The sequence below is a fragment of the Antrihabitans cavernicola genome, assembly GCF_008297975.1.
Classification (GTDB): Bacteria; Actinomycetota; Actinomycetes; order Mycobacteriales; family Mycobacteriaceae; genus Antrihabitans; species Antrihabitans cavernicola.
In genome coordinates this window covers 101,925-117,309 of record NZ_VLNY01000011.1, presented here as the reverse complement: position 1 = coordinate 117,309, position 15,385 = coordinate 101,925, and the positions used below count along the sequence as shown (strand labels likewise).

Annotated in this window: 14 protein-coding genes and 2 pseudogenes; 8 read left to right on the top strand and 8 right to left on the bottom strand. The window is 64.2% G+C overall.

Annotated elements, in window-relative coordinates:
• The first annotated feature begins 265 nt into the window (after positions 1 to 265).
• Positions 266 to 1,285: a 3-deoxy-7-phosphoheptulonate synthase gene (locus tag FOY51_RS20295; protein WP_235916560.1), complete on the top strand. Its 1,020-nt coding sequence runs from the start codon at positions 266 to 268 to the stop codon at positions 1,283 to 1,285.
• On the opposite strand, the gene FOY51_RS20290 is transcribed toward FOY51_RS20295, so the two are convergent.
• Both FOY51_RS20290 and thpD read right to left on the bottom strand, forming a co-directional pair.
• Positions 1,251 to 1,898, bottom strand: coding sequence for an alpha-ketoglutarate-dependent dioxygenase AlkB (locus FOY51_RS20290; RefSeq protein WP_149432067.1), 648 nt, complete (start codon positions 1,896 to 1,898; stop codon positions 1,251 to 1,253). The two genes, FOY51_RS20295 and FOY51_RS20290, sit on opposite strands and share 35 nt — an antisense overlap.
• Before the next feature lie 27 nt (positions 1,899 to 1,925).
• Positions 1,926 to 2,834 (bottom strand): ectoine hydroxylase, encoded by a 909-nt coding sequence (gene thpD / locus FOY51_RS20285; RefSeq protein ID WP_149432124.1) that lies wholly within the window; start codon positions 2,832 to 2,834, stop codon positions 1,926 to 1,928.
• Between the two features lie 150 nt (positions 2,835 to 2,984).
• Here thpD and FOY51_RS20280 point away from each other — a divergent pair.
• Positions 2,985 to 3,630: pseudogene (locus tag FOY51_RS20280) on the top strand (LysE family translocator).
• Here the strand turns inward: FOY51_RS20280 and FOY51_RS20275 are convergent.
• The gene (locus FOY51_RS20275; RefSeq protein WP_149432066.1) at positions 3,612 to 4,799 is read right to left on the bottom strand and encodes a pyridoxal phosphate-dependent aminotransferase; all 1,188 of its coding nucleotides are present in this window, start codon (positions 4,797 to 4,799) and stop codon (positions 3,612 to 3,614) included. The pseudogene FOY51_RS20280 and the gene FOY51_RS20275 sit on opposite strands and share 19 nt — an antisense overlap.
• Positions 4,800 to 4,844: 45 nt before the next feature.
• Between FOY51_RS20275 and FOY51_RS20270 the strand changes: the two genes are divergently transcribed.
• From FOY51_RS20270 to FOY51_RS20260, 3 genes are read left to right on the top strand one after another with little or no spacing between them, the layout of a single operon-like run.
• Positions 4,845 to 5,834: an LLM class F420-dependent oxidoreductase gene (locus tag FOY51_RS20270; RefSeq protein WP_149432065.1), complete on the top strand. Its 990-nt coding sequence runs from the start codon at positions 4,845 to 4,847 to the stop codon at positions 5,832 to 5,834.
• A 9-nt stretch (positions 5,835 to 5,843) separates the two neighbouring features.
• A complete protein-coding gene (locus tag FOY51_RS20265) occupies positions 5,844 to 6,404 on the top strand; it encodes a GNAT family N-acetyltransferase (RefSeq protein ID WP_149432064.1) in 561 nt (186 codons plus the stop codon).
• A 13-nt stretch (positions 6,405 to 6,417) separates the two neighbouring features.
• Entirely contained in the window at positions 6,418 to 7,269 is an 852-nt protein-coding gene (locus FOY51_RS20260; RefSeq protein WP_149432123.1) for a hypothetical protein, read from the top strand.
• Here the strand turns inward: FOY51_RS20260 and FOY51_RS20255 are convergent.
• Together FOY51_RS20255 and FOY51_RS20250 are read right to left on the bottom strand one after the other, a co-directional pair.
• Complete coding sequence (locus tag FOY51_RS20255) at positions 7,262 to 7,900, bottom strand: LysE family translocator (protein WP_149432063.1); 639 nt, start codon at positions 7,898 to 7,900, stop codon at positions 7,262 to 7,264. The two genes, FOY51_RS20260 and FOY51_RS20255, sit on opposite strands and share 8 nt — an antisense overlap.
• Positions 7,901 to 7,909: 9 nt before the next feature.
• Positions 7,910 to 8,581 (bottom strand): DUF3239 domain-containing protein, encoded by a 672-nt coding sequence (locus FOY51_RS20250; RefSeq protein WP_149432062.1) that lies wholly within the window; start codon positions 8,579 to 8,581, stop codon positions 7,910 to 7,912.
• A 78-nt stretch (positions 8,582 to 8,659) separates the two neighbouring features.
• Between FOY51_RS20250 and FOY51_RS20245 the strand changes: the two genes are divergently transcribed.
• Entirely contained in the window at positions 8,660 to 9,433 is a 774-nt protein-coding gene (locus FOY51_RS20245; RefSeq protein WP_149432061.1) for a cutinase family protein, read from the top strand.
• A 49-nt stretch (positions 9,434 to 9,482) separates the two neighbouring features.
• Here the strand turns inward: FOY51_RS20245 and FOY51_RS20240 are convergent, their stop codons facing one another.
• The 3 genes from FOY51_RS20240 to FOY51_RS20230 all read right to left on the bottom strand — a co-directional run bounded on the left by FOY51_RS20240 (position 9,483) and on the right by FOY51_RS20230 (position 14,004).
• Positions 9,483 to 11,141 (bottom strand): DNA repair helicase XPB, encoded by a 1,659-nt coding sequence (locus tag FOY51_RS20240; RefSeq protein WP_149432060.1) that lies wholly within the window; start codon positions 11,139 to 11,141, stop codon positions 9,483 to 9,485.
• A gap of 451 nt (positions 11,142 to 11,592) precedes the next feature.
• Entirely contained in the window at positions 11,593 to 12,447 is an 855-nt protein-coding gene (locus tag FOY51_RS20235) for an SDR family oxidoreductase (RefSeq protein WP_235916552.1), read from the bottom strand.
• Between the two features lie 24 nt (positions 12,448 to 12,471).
• The gene (locus FOY51_RS20230; RefSeq protein WP_149432059.1) at positions 12,472 to 14,004 is read right to left on the bottom strand and encodes a flavin-containing monooxygenase; all 1,533 of its coding nucleotides are present in this window, start codon (positions 14,002 to 14,004) and stop codon (positions 12,472 to 12,474) included.
• Between the two features lie 47 nt (positions 14,005 to 14,051).
• Here FOY51_RS20230 and FOY51_RS20225 point away from each other — a divergent pair, with 47 nt between their 5' ends.
• Together FOY51_RS20225 and FOY51_RS20220 are read left to right on the top strand one after the other, a co-directional pair.
• The gene (locus FOY51_RS20225; protein ID WP_149432058.1) at positions 14,052 to 14,708 is read left to right on the top strand and encodes a TetR/AcrR family transcriptional regulator; all 657 of its coding nucleotides are present in this window, start codon (positions 14,052 to 14,054) and stop codon (positions 14,706 to 14,708) included.
• A 111-nt stretch (positions 14,709 to 14,819) separates the two neighbouring features.
• A pseudogene (locus FOY51_RS20220) lies at positions 14,820 to 15,383 on the top strand (LLM class oxidoreductase); the annotation flags it as partial.
• Positions 15,384 to 15,385: the final 2 nt, after the last annotated feature.

Sequence of the window (15,385 nt, the reverse complement as noted above, 5' to 3'; positions counted from 1 at the left end):
GGCTGGTACAGTCGTCGCCATGCAGCGCACGTATTTCTGGTTTAGCTCTCCGGCCCCGGGTGGGTCGGTCTGCGTGAACCTGCGCTGACTTCTTCACCCCGAGCCGGAACCAACCGGCTCGCTGGGTATCTCACTTCTTGCGGGTCGGCCTGAGAAAAGGAAACCCCTTGTGAGCACCGCTTTGGAACAATCTGCTTTGGATCAACCCACGGCTACCGATCTGGACAATCAGCGGACCATCAGCGTCAGCCCGCTGCTGTCGCCGATGGACGTTCGCCGTACCCATGCGCCCAGCGACGCTGCGCTCGACATCGTCCGTGCAGGCCGCAAGGCCACCGTCGAGGTGCTCGACGGTGGCGACGATCGGCTGATGGTGATCGTCGGACCGTGCTCGGTGCACGACACTGCCGCTGCCCTCGACTACGCCGATCGGCTCGCCGCGAAGGCTGCCGAACTCGACGACCGTCTGCACATCGTGATGCGCGTGTACTTCGAGAAGCCGCGCACCACGCTGGGCTGGAAGGGCCTGATCAACGATCCGCACCTCGACGGCACCTTCGATGTGAACACCGGACTCGGCCTGGGACGTCAACTGCTGGTTGATATTTCGGCGAAGGGTTTGCCGGTCGCGTGCGAGTTCCTCGACCCGATCACCCCGCAGTACATCGCCGACCTGGTCAGTTACGGCGCCATCGGCGCGCGCACGGCCGCGAGCCAGGTGCACCGCCAGCTCAGCAGCGCGCTGTCCATGCCGGTCGGCATCAAGAACGGCACCGACGGCGACGTGCAGGTGGCGGTCGACGGCGCCCGCGCTGCGGGTGCCAGCCATGTATTCCCGGGCACGGACCTCGACGGTCGTTCCGCGCTGATCCGCACGACGGGCAATCCGGACTGCCACGTGATCCTGCGCGGCGGCAGCTCGGGCCCCAACTACGACGCGGCCACGGTCGCCGACACGATGGCCCGGCTCGCCAAGGCCGGACTGCCCGAGCGCGTAGTGATCGACGCCAGCCACGGCAACAGCAGTAAGGATCACAACCGCCAGGTGATCGTCGTCGACGAGCTTGCCGACCGGATCGCAGCGGGTGACGACAACATCGTCGGCGTGATGCTGGAGAGTTTCATCGAGGCGGGTCGCCAAGATTTGACGCTCGGCAAATCCGACGAACTCGTCTACGGCAAATCCATCACCGATGCCTGCCTCGATTGGACCACCACCGCGGCCCAGTTGGATCGGTTGGCGGACGCGGTCAGCGCACGTCGTGCGGTCGAAACTGCACGCTGATCCGCGGTCCGACCGGCCGACTGGACTTGGGAACCGCGTGCTCCCACGTCCGCTGACAGGATCCGCCCATCACCAGCAGGTCGCCGTGCCCGACCGAAAACCGTAGCGAAGCACCGCCACCACGGGGTCGGAGCAGTAGTGGACGCGCATCGCCGAGCGAGAGGATCGCCACCATGGTGTCCTGCGTTCGGCTCCGGCCGATGTTGTCGCCATGCCACGCGACGCTGTCGGCGCCGTCGCGGTAGTAGCAGAGCCCGGCGGTGGTGAACGGCTCACGGAGCTCGTCGAAGTAGTAACGGTCCAGGTCGCGGCGGGCGGTCACCAGATGTGGGCTCGGCAGCTCCTCACCGTCGCGAAAGAAACACTGCAACCTGGGCACGTCGACGACGCGGTCGTACATCGCGCGGCGTTCGGACCGCCACGGAACCGAGTCCAGTAGCTCGGTGAACAGCTGGTCGGAGCCCGTGAACCAGCCTGGACGGTGATCGACCCACGCCCCGTGCTCCAGCACCGTTCGTTGGACCGAGCCGTCGAGCGCGCCGATTGCCAGGCCGTCGGTCGCGTCGTCTAACAGTGGTACGTCGAACAACGAGGCTTGATGTACTGCGAACATGCGTTCGATAGTACCGGAACCCTCGGACTAAAACGCTGGCTGCAGCGCCGTGAAATCGTGTTTGGCCAGGAATTCCGGCCGCGACGATGGCGCCGAGAACGGTTCCTCGAGGCTGTTGTCCACGCTGTTGAAGACGATGAACAGGTTGGAGCGCGCGTACGGCGTGATGTTGCCGTTGGACCCGTGCATGCAGTTGGAATCGAAAAGCGTCGCCGAGCCGGCGGGCCCGACCATCTGCTCGATACCGAACTCGTCGGCCATCGACGTCAAGGTTGCGTGATCCGGTGTCCCGGTCTCCGGAATGTCGTTGACCAGCGATTGCTTGTAGTAGTCCGACGGCGTTTCGCCTGCGCAGGCGACGAAGGTTCGGTGTGATCCCGGCAATATCATCAAACCACCGTTCACCTCGTAATTCGGCGTCAATGCCAAGGAAATACTCACTGCGCGAGGTGTCGGCATTCCGTCTTCGGCATGCCAGGTTTCGAAATCCGAGTGCCAATAGAAAGGGCCGCCGGTAAATCCAGGTTTGAAATTCAGCCGACTCTGATGGATATACGCATTGGTGCCCAGAATTTGGCGGGCCAGCGCAAGGAAATCCGGCCGCCGCGCGATGGACGCGACCACTTCGCTGAGGAGGTGCACGTCGAAGATCGTGCGCACCTCGCCGGACGACTTCTCGCGAACGATGCGCGGATCATCTTGCAAATCAACGGAATTAGCCAGGCGGCTGATCTCGTTGTAGCAACTCGCGATCTCGCTGACGCTCAGCGCATCGTGGATGTTGTGGAAGCCTTTGTCCTCGTAGCGGACCAAATCGGGAGCGGTGAGTGGACCGGGATATTCGGGTCGCCACACCACTGGATCGTGCCGCGCAATTTTTGTGCATTTGTCGCCGTTGCGGGTCGCATAGTTGTCGACGACCGTGGAGGCGTGCATTGTGTCGATCACCCTTTCGAATATGCTATTACACTGTTTTCGAACGTACACACGGCTCGACATACCCTGCAATCGACGCGGAAAACCAGCAGGCCAGCGCTATCGAACTGGCACGCGACGATGCTCGAATTTCGTGTCAGCCTGGATATCGTGATCGAAACTGGAGCAATAGCGGGAGTGGCAGCCATCGCGTTGGGGCTGGTTCTGACGCCTGGCCCGAACATGATCTATCTGGTGTCGCGCAGCATCACCCAGGGGCGTCGGGCCGGACTGGTGTCGCTCTGTGGCGTCGGCGTCGGATTCCTGGTCTACCTGGTGGCGGCGAGTGCGGGTCTTTCCGCCGTCTTTGCGGCGGTACCGCTGCTCTACGTTGCAGTGAAACTCGCCGGGGCGGCGTTACCTGCTGTATCTGGCATGGCAAGCCTTGCGTCCGGGCGGGATCTCGGTGTTCGCGCCGCAGGCGCTGCCCGCCGATTCCAACCGCAAGCTGTTCACGATGGGATTGGTAACCAACTTGCTCAATCCCAAGATCGCGATTCTCTATATCGCGCTGATCCCGCAGTTCATCGATCTGTCGGCGGGCAAGGTGTGGCTGCAAAGCCTGACGCTCGGGGCTGTGCAGATTTCGGTGGCGTTGGCGGTGAACGGTGCGATCGTGATCTGCGCCGGTTCGATCGCGGCATTCCTTGCGCGCAAACCGGTGTGGCTGCGCGTGCAGCGCTTTGCGATGGGGACCGTGCTGGGCGCGCTTGCGGTGAAACTTGCGACGGACCGGGCTCAGCCTGCGGTTGCCTGAAGGCGGTGCAGGCCGGCGGTACCGGCATCGAGCGTCTGGTCGCGCTTGCAGAACGTGAAGCGCACCAGGTGATTCCACCGATCGGCCGAGTCGGCGAACACACTGACCGGGACCGCCGCGACGCCGACACGCTCAGGCAGGGACCGGCAGAACGCGATAGCGTCAGTCTCGCCCAACGGTGTGATGTCGGTGCACACGAAGTAGCCGCCGTCGCTGCGCTTGACGCCGAATCCCGCGTCGGCCAAGGCGGTGGATAGGCGTAAGCGCTTGTCCTGCAGCTGATGTCGCAGTCCCTTCACCCAGTTCTGCTCATGTTCGAGCGCATAGGCAACGGCAGGCTGAAACGGGCCACCGGCGACGAAGGTCATGAACTGCTTTGCGGCCCGCACGCCGTCGATCAGATCGGCAGGCCCGCAGGCCCATCCGGTTTTCCAACCGGTCACGCTGAACGATTTGGCAGCGCTCGACACCACCACCGTGCGCTCGTACATTCCTGGGAAGTCCGCGATCGAGAGGTGCTGGTGGTCGTCGAACGCCAGATGTTCGTAGACCTCGTCGGTGAGAACGAGTAAGTCGTGTTCGCAGGCGATTTCGGCCACAGCCGCCAATTCGTCGCGGGTCAGAACGGCACCCGTCGGATTGTGCGGTGAGTTGACGACGATCATCTTGGTCTTCGGGCCGATCACCGCACGCACACTGTCGATATCCAACGCGAAACCGTTGCCGTCGGTCGTCAGTGTCGCCGTGCGTCGCACCGCACCGGCAAGCGCGACCGATGCCGCATACGAGTCGTAGTACGGCTCGATCAACACCACTTCCTCGCCCGGCTCCACGAGACCCAGGATCGCGGCGCTGATCGCCTCGGTGGCGCCGACAGTCACCAACACCTGATTCTCGGGGTCGTACCGCGAGCTGTAGCGTCGTGCCCGATCCGCCGCAATCGCATTCCGCAGCACCGGCATTCCGCGACCGGGTGGATACTGGTTGATACCGTCGGCGATCGCGCGGCGGGCCGCCTCCAGCATCGCGGGCGGGCCATCCGAATCGGGGAACCCCTGGCCGAGATTGGCGGCGTCGTATCGAACCGCCAGCTCGGTCATCTCCGCGAAAATCGTCGATGCAAAGGGTTGCATCCGCGCTACCGTGCGAGATTTCGCTCTCTCGGTCATGTTCGCAGCGTATGCCACCCGCGGCGGGTGAGTAGTGTCGACTTCATGCGATTCGGACTGTTCATTCCGCAAGGCTGGCGACTCGATCTGACCGGCATTCCGCCCGCCGATCAGTGGGGTGTGATGCGCGATCTCGCGAAACGCGCCGACAAGGTCGCGGCGTGGGAATCACTCTGGGTCTACGACCATTTCCACACCGTGCCCGCGCCGACCGAGGAAGCGACACACGAAGCCTGGACGTTGATGTCGGCGTTCGGTGCGGTGACGTCGCGAATTCGGCTCGGCCAGATGTGTACGGCGATGAGTTACCGCAATCCCTCCTACCTGGCGAAGGTAGCGGCAACGGTCGACCTGATCTCCGGCGGTCGCGTCGAGATGGGCATCGGTGGCGGGTGGTACGAGCACGAGTGGCGCGCCTATGGCTATGGATTTCCCTCCGCCGGTGAGCGTTTGGGGCGCCTGGACGAGGGCGTACAGATTCTCGAGCAGGCATGGACCACCGGTTCGGCCACCCTCGACGGCAAGTACTACCAGGTCGACGGTGCACGGTGTTGGCCACTTCCGTTGCAGGAGGGCGGAATTCCGATCTGGATCGCCGGTGGCGGTGAGAAGGTCACGCTGCGGATCGCAGCAAAGTATGCGAGCTACACCAACTTTGCCGGTGACGCAGAGACTTTCACCCGCAAGTCCGACCTGCTGAAGCAGCACTGCGCCGACGTCGGCACCGACTTCGATGCGATCACGCGGTCGTCGAATTTCAACATCGTGATCGCGCCCACCGAGGCCGAGGTGACCGACAAGATCGAGGCATTGCGTGCGCGAATCAGCAAGTACGTTCCCCAAACCAACGCCGACGGTATGGTGGACAGCCTGAAGGGCACCGCAGGCGTCGGTACCCCGGAGCAGATCGTCGAGAACATCCAGGCGATTCGCAAGCTGGGCCTGGGCTACGGCATCGCGAACTTCCCCGAAGCCGCCTACGACACCTCGGGCATCGAACTTTTCGAGCGCGAGGTGCTCCCCGCACTGTCCTGAGGTGACCAGATGAACGTCGTTTCGCTTTCCGATGGGACCGTGTGGTTGTCGGCGCCCGACGTCGGTGACATCGATGCGATCGCGCAGCATTGTCAGGACCCCGAGGTGGCTGAGTGGACGACGCTGCCATCGCCGTACACGCGTGCGGATGCGCAGGCCTTCCTCGACAGAACCGAAGCCGGTTGGCGGGAATGCAGTCCGACGTGGGGAATTCGTACGTCGACGAGCGGCGAGTTGGTCGGCATGGCGGGACTGATCGATCGTGGCGAGTGGTGCGCCGAGATCGGGTACTGGCTGGCGCCGACCATGCGGGGGCGGGGCACCATGACCGCCGCGGTGCGGCTGGTGTGCGACTACGGCTTTCGCGCCGACGGAATGTCGTTGGAGCGCATCGAGTGGCGAGCGTTCGTCGGCAACGTAGGTTCTGCTGTCGTCGCTCGTCGCTGCGCATTTCGATTCGAAGGCACGCTGCGGCTGGGCGTTCAGCGCGGCGTGCGTCGCGACGCCTGGGTTGCGGGTCGGCTCCGAACGGATTCTGCGGCGCAGGCCGAGGAATGGCCTATTCGGTGACAGGATGACTGGCGTGGACCTCGACGGCGTAGCGGACGAGCTGTACAGCGTCGACCCGTCGGAGTTCGTCGAGGTACGCACCGCCAAGGTCACCGAAGCGCGGGCGGCGGGGGACAAGGCGCTGGCTGCGGCGATCGGCAAGCTCCGCAAGCCGACGACGGTGGCGTGGGTGGTGAATCTGCTTTCCCGCGAGCTTCCCGACGAAATCGATGCGTTGCTGGAACTGGCTGGGGCACTGCGGGATGCACAACGGCATCTGTCCGGCGCCGACTTGCGGCGGCTCTCTGCTCAACGGCAACAACTGGTGCGGGCGCTGGCGAAGAAGGCGGGCAGTTTCGCCGCCGATCGCGACCGGCCGATCACCGAGGACATGGTCCGCGAGGTAGGGCAGACGCTGCACGCGGCTCTGGCGGATCCGACTGTGTCCGAGCAGGTTCGGCTCGGCAGGTTGGTGACTGCGGCCAACTACAGCGGCTTCGGACCGACCGGTCTCGCCGCCGTTGCGGATCAGCCAGAGCCGGTACCTGAACCTGAAGCGGTGCCCAAAAAGAAGAAGAACGACCGCTCGGCGTTGATCGCCGCTGCGAAGGCAGAACTCGACGAGGCCACCGAGGCGGTCGAAGAGGCAACGGCCGCAAGGGAGTCGGCTCAGGCGGAGGTCGACGACGCCCAGACGCGGCTCACCGATCTCGAAGAACACATCACCGACCTGCGTGCGGATCTCGAACGTGCCGAGCAGGAAGCACAATTCGCCCGCAGCGCGCAGAAGGCCGCGGCCGATGACGCGAAGAAGGCCGACAAGGAACTGCGGCGCGCTCAAAGTTGGTCTGCCAAGGTGCAGGCGATACTCGAGGACCTCAGTTAGCCGAGCCGCTCACCGCAACGGTTGCGCCGACTCCGATGATCATCAGTCCACCGACGCCACCGACGGCCTCCAGCCGCCTCGGCGATCGCGCGAACCAGGCGCGTGCGGTCCCGGCGAGCAGTGCCCAACTGGAATCGGAGAGCACCGCGATCACCAGGAACACCAGACCCAGGATCAGAAACTGCAACGCGACCGATCCCGCTGCAGGTTCCGCGAATTGCGGCAGGACGGCGGCGAAGAAGACGATGGCCTTGGGGTTGGTCATGCCGACGACGAAGCCCTGCCGCAATGCACGTCGATCGGACACCGGATCCACCGTGGCGTTCAGTGCGGCCGCCAACGAGGTTCGATGCCGAATCGCCTGGACTCCCAGGTAGACGAGGTAGAGCGCGCCGACGAACTTGATCACCATCAGTGCCACGGCGGAAGCCGCGACCACCGCACCGAGACCGACCGTGACGGCGAGCAGCGGAACCATGGTGCCGATGGCATTGCCGAGCACGGTGAGTAGCGCGGGGCGTCGGCCCAACGCCAAGGCGCGGCCGACGGCGAACAGCACGCTGGGTCCGGGGATCACGATGAGTACGAACGCCGCGGCGGCGAAGGCGAGGAGATGACCGGTAGAGACCATCGCGCCAGCTTACGGGTTGCGCAGCTCGTCGGGAAGCTCGTGCGGATCGAGCAGCACGCGTTGTTCCTTCGAGGACAAGGCCTTGTTCGACCGGTCGACTTTCGTTGCGAGAACATCCCATTCGACATCCGAGATATGGGTGATCGCGCGGTCGATCACGGTGGCGTCGGTGGTTCCCCACGCGATGGGCATGGCATTCGCCAGTTGCCACATGTCGCCGGCGGGCTTGTCGCGATCGCCGACCACGGCAATGGCTGGTATGCGTTCGCCTTGCTTGATCTCATGGCCGGGGAGCGTGTGGACGTTCCTGGCGACCAATGCGTAGCGGGTGCCGTTCGTGGTGGGTCGCGAAACGTCGATCAGCGCGAGCAGGGTGACCCCTTGCGCACGAATGTCCGCGACGATGGCAGGCACCAAAGCGCCTTCCGCGTAGAGCTTTTCCAAGCTGCCCACCCGACTGGGTGCGTGGATGGCGACCCACAGTGCCGTCGCCGCGCCGATCGTCGGCGCGACCGCGAGCAGGTACGACCACGCGTGGTGCAGCCAGAACAACCACGCGGCCAGCAGCGTGAGAAGGATGACGGCGATGATGCCGACCACCCGCACGCGTCGGACATCGGCGACCGCCTCGTTGACCGCCTTCGCGTGGGCGGAATCGACGGGGAATTCGAAGCGTCGCACGTCCTATTCCTAGCACACGGAGACGTTTCCTCCACTTAGGTTTTTGTCGTTGAAATATCGACAAATCAGGAACGGCACATGGTGCTCTCTCGTTGTGAGGTCATGGAGCCGAACAAGACGGTCCTGGTGGTCGGCGGAACCGGGGAGTGCGGCCCGGACGACGATGGAAGCCGGGTTCGCGGCCTGCTGGCCGACGTGACGGATCGACTCGACGATTCGTGGACCGCTCGGTGGATCCCGTACCCGGCCGAATACGGTGCGCCGACCTGCTACGACGACAGCGCCGCCATCGGTCGGGCGCGCCTGTGGACGGCACTGTGGGAGACCCTCGACGACACGGCGGGAGCCGTTGCCCTACTTGGCTACTCGCAAGGTGCGGCGATCGTCGGCGACGTGTGCCACACCGTGGGGCATGCGACGAGTCTGTTCGGTCACACCACAGCGCGGATCGTTGCCGTCGGCCTGTTCTCCGATCCGCATCGGAATCGTGGCGAAATCGTCGGCCCCGATGCCGGTGGCGAGGGCATCTCGGGGCCGCGCGGGTCGTGGGGTTCGTTGCGCGGCGTCGTTTCGACGTTCTGCGCACCCGGCGATGTCATCTGCTCCACCGATCCGACCACCTCGGTGTTGAATCTCGTGTCCGACCTGACGTCGCAGATCACCAGCCGACATCCCGTGCGGTCGATACAGCATGCGATCGAGAAGGTGCAGCTGCGGCCGAAGGGTTCGATGTTTCCCGAGCTGTCGTCGGGTCTGGGTGGTGTCCGCTCGGCAGGGTCGGCAACACCGTGCGCCTCATCGAGCACTATCTGCGATCAGGCGTGCACACCCATTACGACGAGTACGAGGTGATTCCCGGCGTCACAGCAACGCAGTGGATGGCACGCGAGATCATGGCCGCCTAGCCGATTGCCGGACCCAGCAGGTCGTCGGCGTCGGTGATCCGATACGCGTAGCCCTGCTCGGCAAGGAAGCGCTGACGGTGTGCCGCGTACTCGGCGTCGAGCGTGTCCCGGGCGACGACGGAATAGAAATGTGCTTGTCCGCCATCGTGTTTCGGCCGCAGCAGCCGACCGAGGCGCTGCGCCTCTTCCTGCCGGGAACCGAACGTGCCGGACACCTGGACGGCGACCGATGCCTCCGGTAGGTCGATCGAGAAGTTCGCGACCTTGCTGACCACCAACACCGGAATCTCGCCGTTGCGGAACGAGTCGAACAGCAACTCGCGCTCCTTGGTCTTGGTCGAACCCTGAATGATCGGAGCGTTCAAGGCCTCGCCGAGTTGGTCGAGCTGATCCAGGTAGGCGCCGATCACCAGCGCTGGTGCACCCTTGTGCCGATCCAGAATCGATTTGACCACCGCCACCTTGGTTCGTGCGGTGGAGCACAGCTTGTAGCGCTCCTCCGGTTCGGCGACGGCGTAGGACATGCGCTCGGCATCGGTGAGCGTGACGCGGACCTCGACGCAATCTGCGGGGGCGATCCAGCCCTGTGCCTCGATGTCCTTCCAGGGTGCGTCGTAGCGCTTGGGTCCGATGAGTGAGAACACGTCGCCTTCGCGACCGTCCTCGCGCACCAGAGTGGCGGTGAGGCCGAGCCGACGACGCGATTGCAGGTCGGCTGTCATCCGGAAGACCGGCGCGGGCAGAAGATGCACCTCGTCGTAGATGACCAGGCCCCAGTCGCGGGAGTCGAAGAGCTCCAGATGCTTGTACTCGCCCTTGGTGCGGCGGGTGATCACCTGATACGTCGCGATGGTGACGGGGCGAATCTCCTTGCGCTCACCGGAGTATTCGCCGATCTCTTCCTCGGTCAGCGAGGTACGGGCGATCAGCTCGCGCTTCCATTGCCGACCGGCGACCGTGTTGGTGACCAGGATCAGCGTGGTTGCCTTCGCCTTCGCCATCGCCGCCGCACCGACCATGGTCTTGCCCGCGCCGCAGGGGAGTACGACCACGCCGGATCCGCCCGCCCAGAACGAGTCGGCGGCCATCTCCTGGTAATCGCGCAGCTCCCAGTTGTCGGGGCCGAAGTCGAGCTCGATCGGGTGTGCCTCGCCGTCGACGTAGCCTGCGAGATCCTCGGCGGGCCAGCCGATCTTCAGCAGCATCTGCTTGACGCGGCCGCGTTCGCTGGGATGGACCAGGACGGTGTCGTCGTCGATGCGCGCGCCGAGCATCGGTGCGATCTTCTTGTGCCGGAGCACCTCTTCGAGAACGGCGCGGTCCAGGCTGACCAGGGTGAGGCCGTGCACCGGGCTCTTCACCAGCTGCAGCCGCCCGTAGCGCGCCATGGTGTCGACGATGTCGACCAGCAGCGGCTGCGGAACCGCGTACCGGGAGTAGGTGACAAGGGCGTCGACCACCTGCTCGGCATCGTGGCCTGCCGCGCGGGCGTTCCACAGGGCGAGCGGGGTGACGCGATAGGTGTGCACGTGCTCCGGCGCACGTTCGAGCTCCGCGAACGGCGCGATCGCCTGCCGTGCCGCCTGGGCGAGATCGTGATCGATCTCGAGCAGCAGCGTCTTGTCGGACTGGACGATCAATGGTCCGTCGGTCACAGAGCCTCCTCGTGGTGCGTGCCGGAAGTACCCAGCCTGTCCATTGTCCACGAGTTGCGGCTTCGCCGCCCGTGCGCGTTTTTTGAGTCCAGGGACTCACCTCACTGCAGCGGTCAACACTGCTCGTCCGACCGGCCGGGGTGGAGTTCGAACGATGTTCGTGCCAGAGTTCTTCGGTCACATGGTGGCCCGCGATCACCGCCACCGGATCGTCGGCACGAACCAGAGCCGACCTGCAGATTTGGTCTTGAGGAACCTATCGGAACTTTGCGCCGTCCAGACTTAGGCATGGAGTTCGAGCACTAATAAGGGGTGACGCGACCCGCGAACACGCGATACAGCTCGGCAAGCGTATGCGAATGGTGCCGTAGTCATCGCGCGTGTTGGGTTCGGCGAAAATCGAGTCCGTCCTGTGGGCAAAATGCCAGTCTGCTACAGGACCCTCTGATGCCTATTGTGTTCCGGTAATACGGCGGTGGTAAGCCGCGCGTTGCTCTGGATCCGCACCGGTCATTGTCGTGTCGAAATTGAGCGCGTGTTGTATGGCGTGACTGGCACGTTCTGGCAGCAGTGCCATCGACTTGATCAGAAGGCCGAGCGATGCGGGAACGGTCACCCGTGAGGAGTCTGCGCGGACTGCTGCCACAATGCCCGCCGCTACATCCTCTGGTTCTCGGCAGGCCAGAGCGTGGGCCCATCGCGGCACGACCGTCCCTGCGGACAGTTCAGTGTTGATGAAACCCGGAAGGACAACGGTGACACCGACACCATGGGGGTGCAGTTCGCGGCGCAGCGCCTCGGTGAATCCGAGAACAAAATGCTTCGTGCCGCAGTAGGTCGCAAGACCTGCCTCGGCGGTGATGGCCGCTACCGAGGCAATGTTGACAATATGACCTGTCCCGCGTTCGAGAAACCGGGTTGCAGCCAGGCGGGATCCGTTCGTCACCCCGCGGACATTGATGTCGATCTGCCGATCGGTGAGTCCGGGAGATTCATCGACGAAGTACCCCGTGGGCATGATGCCGGCATTGTTGATCAGGATGTCGGCCGCCCCCACCAGTGTCTCGGCTTCGGCGAAGAACCCGGCAAATGATTCGCGGTCGGTGACATCGACCCGCACACCGACCACCGTCGCATCGGTACGCGCAGCCAGTGCGGCGGCGCTGCGGCTTGCTAGGTCGCCATCGATGTCGCCGATCGCGACCGTTGCGCCGGAGGCGGCGAATGCTTCGGCGGTGGCGAGACCGATACCGCGGGCGGCACCGGTGATCAGCACGACTCGGCCCTGCAGTGATGAATTGGTCACTTGTTGGATCTCCGGTTCGGTTTGTTATCGGGTGGCGAGGTCGTGGGCGTGCCCGGCGGGTTCCGCTGCACTCTGCGTCTGGGTGTAGTTCTCGATGTCGAAGCGGGACAATGTCTTGCGTAACCGGGTCGTCGACCACGGCCACGCCGCGAAGTTGCGGCCGTTCTCGTCGAGGTAGTAGCTGGCGCAGCCACCGTTGTTGAAGACGGTGCGACTGAGCGCGTGCTGGACCTTGTCGTTGAAGGCGCGTGTCACGGCCTCTGGGATCTCGATCGTCTCGATGCCACGCTCGAGAGCGGTGGTGAGCGCGTCGACGATGTAGTCGAGTTGACGCTCGGCCAGGTCGAGGAACGAGTTGTACACCAGAATGTTGGGGCCGAGCAGGATGAAGAGGTTCGGCACGCCCGGGGCGGTGGTGGCCAAATAAGCCTCGGGACTTTTAGCCCAGCGCTCAGACAGCAGTCGGCCGTCGGCCCCGCGAACGCGTCCGGCGATCGGCGGATGGCTGACGTCGAATCCGGTACCGAAGATGATGGCGTCGACCACACGCTCACTGCCGTCTGCGGCCACCACACCTCGCTCTGTGATGCGGGTCAAGGCGTGCGGGATGAGTTCGACGTTGTCCCGAGCTAACGCGGGCAGGTACGTGTTGGACAGCAGTAGCCGCTTGCATCCCATGGTGAACAGCGGCGTCAACGCGGCGCGCAGTTCAGGGTCGCGCACTTGGGCATACAGGTGTGCCAGACCGATCGGGTTCAGCAGTCGTGCGGCACGCTCGTGTTGCATCGCCGCGCTGAGGCTGCGCAGGATGCTATCGAGACCGAACCGGACGGCACGTTGGGTTCCAGGCATCCACCGAAACAGCGCCCGTGCGGGCGTCGGGAACGGGATGTCCAGGCGGGGTACCACCCAGGATGCGGTGCGCTGCAGCACATGCAGTTGCGCCACGTGGGGTGCAATTTCGGGAATGAATTGCACGGCGGAAGCGCCGGTGCCGATGACCGCGACCCGCTTGCCGGTCAGGTCGTAGTCGTGGTTCCACCGAGCGGAGTGGAACACTTCTCCGGTAAACCGGTCCAAACCCTCGACCTCGGGAAGCCGCGGTTCAGTGATCGGACCCGCAGCGCCGATCAGAAACTGGGCAACGTAGCGGCCCTGCGTGGTGTTCAGTAGCCACCGGCGCCGCTCATCGGACCAGGTCGCCTCGATGGCTTCGGTACCGAAGCTGACGTAGCGGTCGAGGCCGAATTCGGCGACCGTCTGCTCGATGTAAGCCAAAATCTCGGGCTGGCTCGCGAAATTGTGCGCCCAGTCCGGATTCGGATTGAACGAGAACGAGTACACCGGCGACGGGATGTCAACGCCACAACCGGGATAAGTGTTGTCGCGCCAGGTGCCCCCGACCCGATCGGCCTTCTCCAGCACAACGAAGTCGGTGAACCCGGCCCGGTCGAGCTTGTACGCCGCAGCCAGCCCGGCGAGTCCCGCACCGATCACGACCGTGTGATAGACCCGCTCTCCACTGTCCGCAATCCGATCCTGTGTGCGTGGCGTCACGGGGCCCCTTTAGATAGTCCAAGAATTACGATAATTGGATTATTCAGATGGGTGCCATTTCGCGCAAGGCTACGATGTTTGCCGTGGCCCGTGTTTCCCGCGCTGAAAGCAAGGAGCGCACCCATCGCCGCGTCCTGGATGCTGCGGTTTCGATGTTCCTCGAGCACGGCTACAACGCCTGCTCACTCGAGCAGATCGCGGACGCGGCCGGTTACTCGACAGGCGCGGTGTACTCCAATTTCGGCGGGAAACCCGAACTGGCGAGCGCTGCCATTGAAGAGCTCTACCAGCGCGAGACTCTGCGCGTGCTCGGAGTGCTGGCCGAAGCCGGCCCGTCCGTCCAGGCGTGGATGGTGATCCTGCGCGATTGGGTGCAGCGCACTATCGGGGACCGGCAGTGGGCCCGATTCGAACTCGAATTGTCCGTTGTCATGGCCACGCGGGACGAGCTACGACCCCTGCTATCACAACGCTATGCGCGCATGCGTGCCCAGCTCGCCGCGTCTGTGCGCGTAGCGGCCGAGCAGGGCGCGTTCAAAACCGACGCCGACTGGGATGGCACCGCCGTGCTGCTGCTCGGGCTGATCCTGGGCATTTCCCTGCAACGCGTCGTTGACCCGCTTCTGCCAACCGATCAGCTCGTTCATGGGTTGGAAACATTGGTCGGTGCTCCGCTGCCCACCACGACAAGCAAACACATCTGAACCGGCATGACCGCGCTCATATCGATCCATCCGGTCACCTGTCTTCGCTGGCCAGGCGGTCCAACTAGGACGTGTTCGTTAAGCCGCCCATTGTGCTTTACCGCTTCCCCCTGGGAAGACGACGCGATCGTCGCCGACAAGGACGCAGCGATCCACGGCGATTCCAGCAAGGTGCACGCCATCGAGCACGAGTGCGAATACTTCAAAGTCGCAGGCCCGCTGAACGTTCCGCGATCGCCGCAGGGCTACCCGCTGCTCGTGTAGGCCGGATCGTCCGAGCACGAGATCGAAGGCGCGAAGAGCCGCTACACCCTGATCGTCGAGCTTGCCCGCCGCGAGAAGCTCACCGTGCGCCAGTTGATCGGGCGCCTGGGTGGGGGTCGTGGACATCGCACCTTCGCCGGCACGCCGGTGCAGGTGGCGGACACCATCGAGTACTGGTTCCACAACGGTGCGGCCGACGGCTTCAACATCATGCCTGCGCTGCCGTCCGGGCTGAAGAAGTTCGTGGACAGCGTCGTTCCGATCCTGCAGGAGCGTGGCTTGCCGCGTACCGAGTACACCGAGACCACACTGCGTGGACACTACGGGCTGCCTCGCCCGGAGAACCAGTTCACGGTCGGTACGTCCACCGCGGTTCCGGTGTCGGAGCGGGCTGTTCGCAGCGAATGGTGAGT

Excerpts from the sequence above, each read along its gene's own strand:
- FOY51_RS20295 (WP_235916560.1), top strand. The coding sequence starts at position 266 with ATGGACGTTCGCCGTACCCATGCGCCCAGCGACGCTGCGCTCGACATC.
- FOY51_RS20290 (WP_149432067.1), bottom strand. The coding sequence starts at position 1,898 with ATGTTCGCAGTACATCAAGCCTCGTTGTTCGACGTACCACTGTTAGAC.
- thpD (WP_149432124.1), bottom strand. The coding sequence starts at position 2,834 with ATGCACGCCTCCACGGTCGTCGACAACTATGCGACCCGCAACGGCGAC.
- FOY51_RS20275 (WP_149432066.1), bottom strand. The coding sequence starts at position 4,799 with ATGACCGAGAGAGCGAAATCTCGCACGGTAGCGCGGATGCAACCCTTT.
- FOY51_RS20270 (WP_149432065.1), top strand. The coding sequence starts at position 4,845 with ATGCGATTCGGACTGTTCATTCCGCAAGGCTGGCGACTCGATCTGACC.
- FOY51_RS20265 (WP_149432064.1), top strand. The coding sequence starts at position 5,844 with ATGAACGTCGTTTCGCTTTCCGATGGGACCGTGTGGTTGTCGGCGCCC.
- FOY51_RS20255 (WP_149432063.1), bottom strand. The coding sequence starts at position 7,900 with ATGGTCTCTACCGGTCATCTCCTCGCCTTCGCCGCCGCGGCGTTCGTA.
- FOY51_RS20245 (WP_149432061.1), top strand. The coding sequence starts at position 8,660 with ATGGTGCTCTCTCGTTGTGAGGTCATGGAGCCGAACAAGACGGTCCTG.
- FOY51_RS20225 (WP_149432058.1), top strand. The coding sequence starts at position 14,052 with ATGGGTGCCATTTCGCGCAAGGCTACGATGTTTGCCGTGGCCCGTGTT.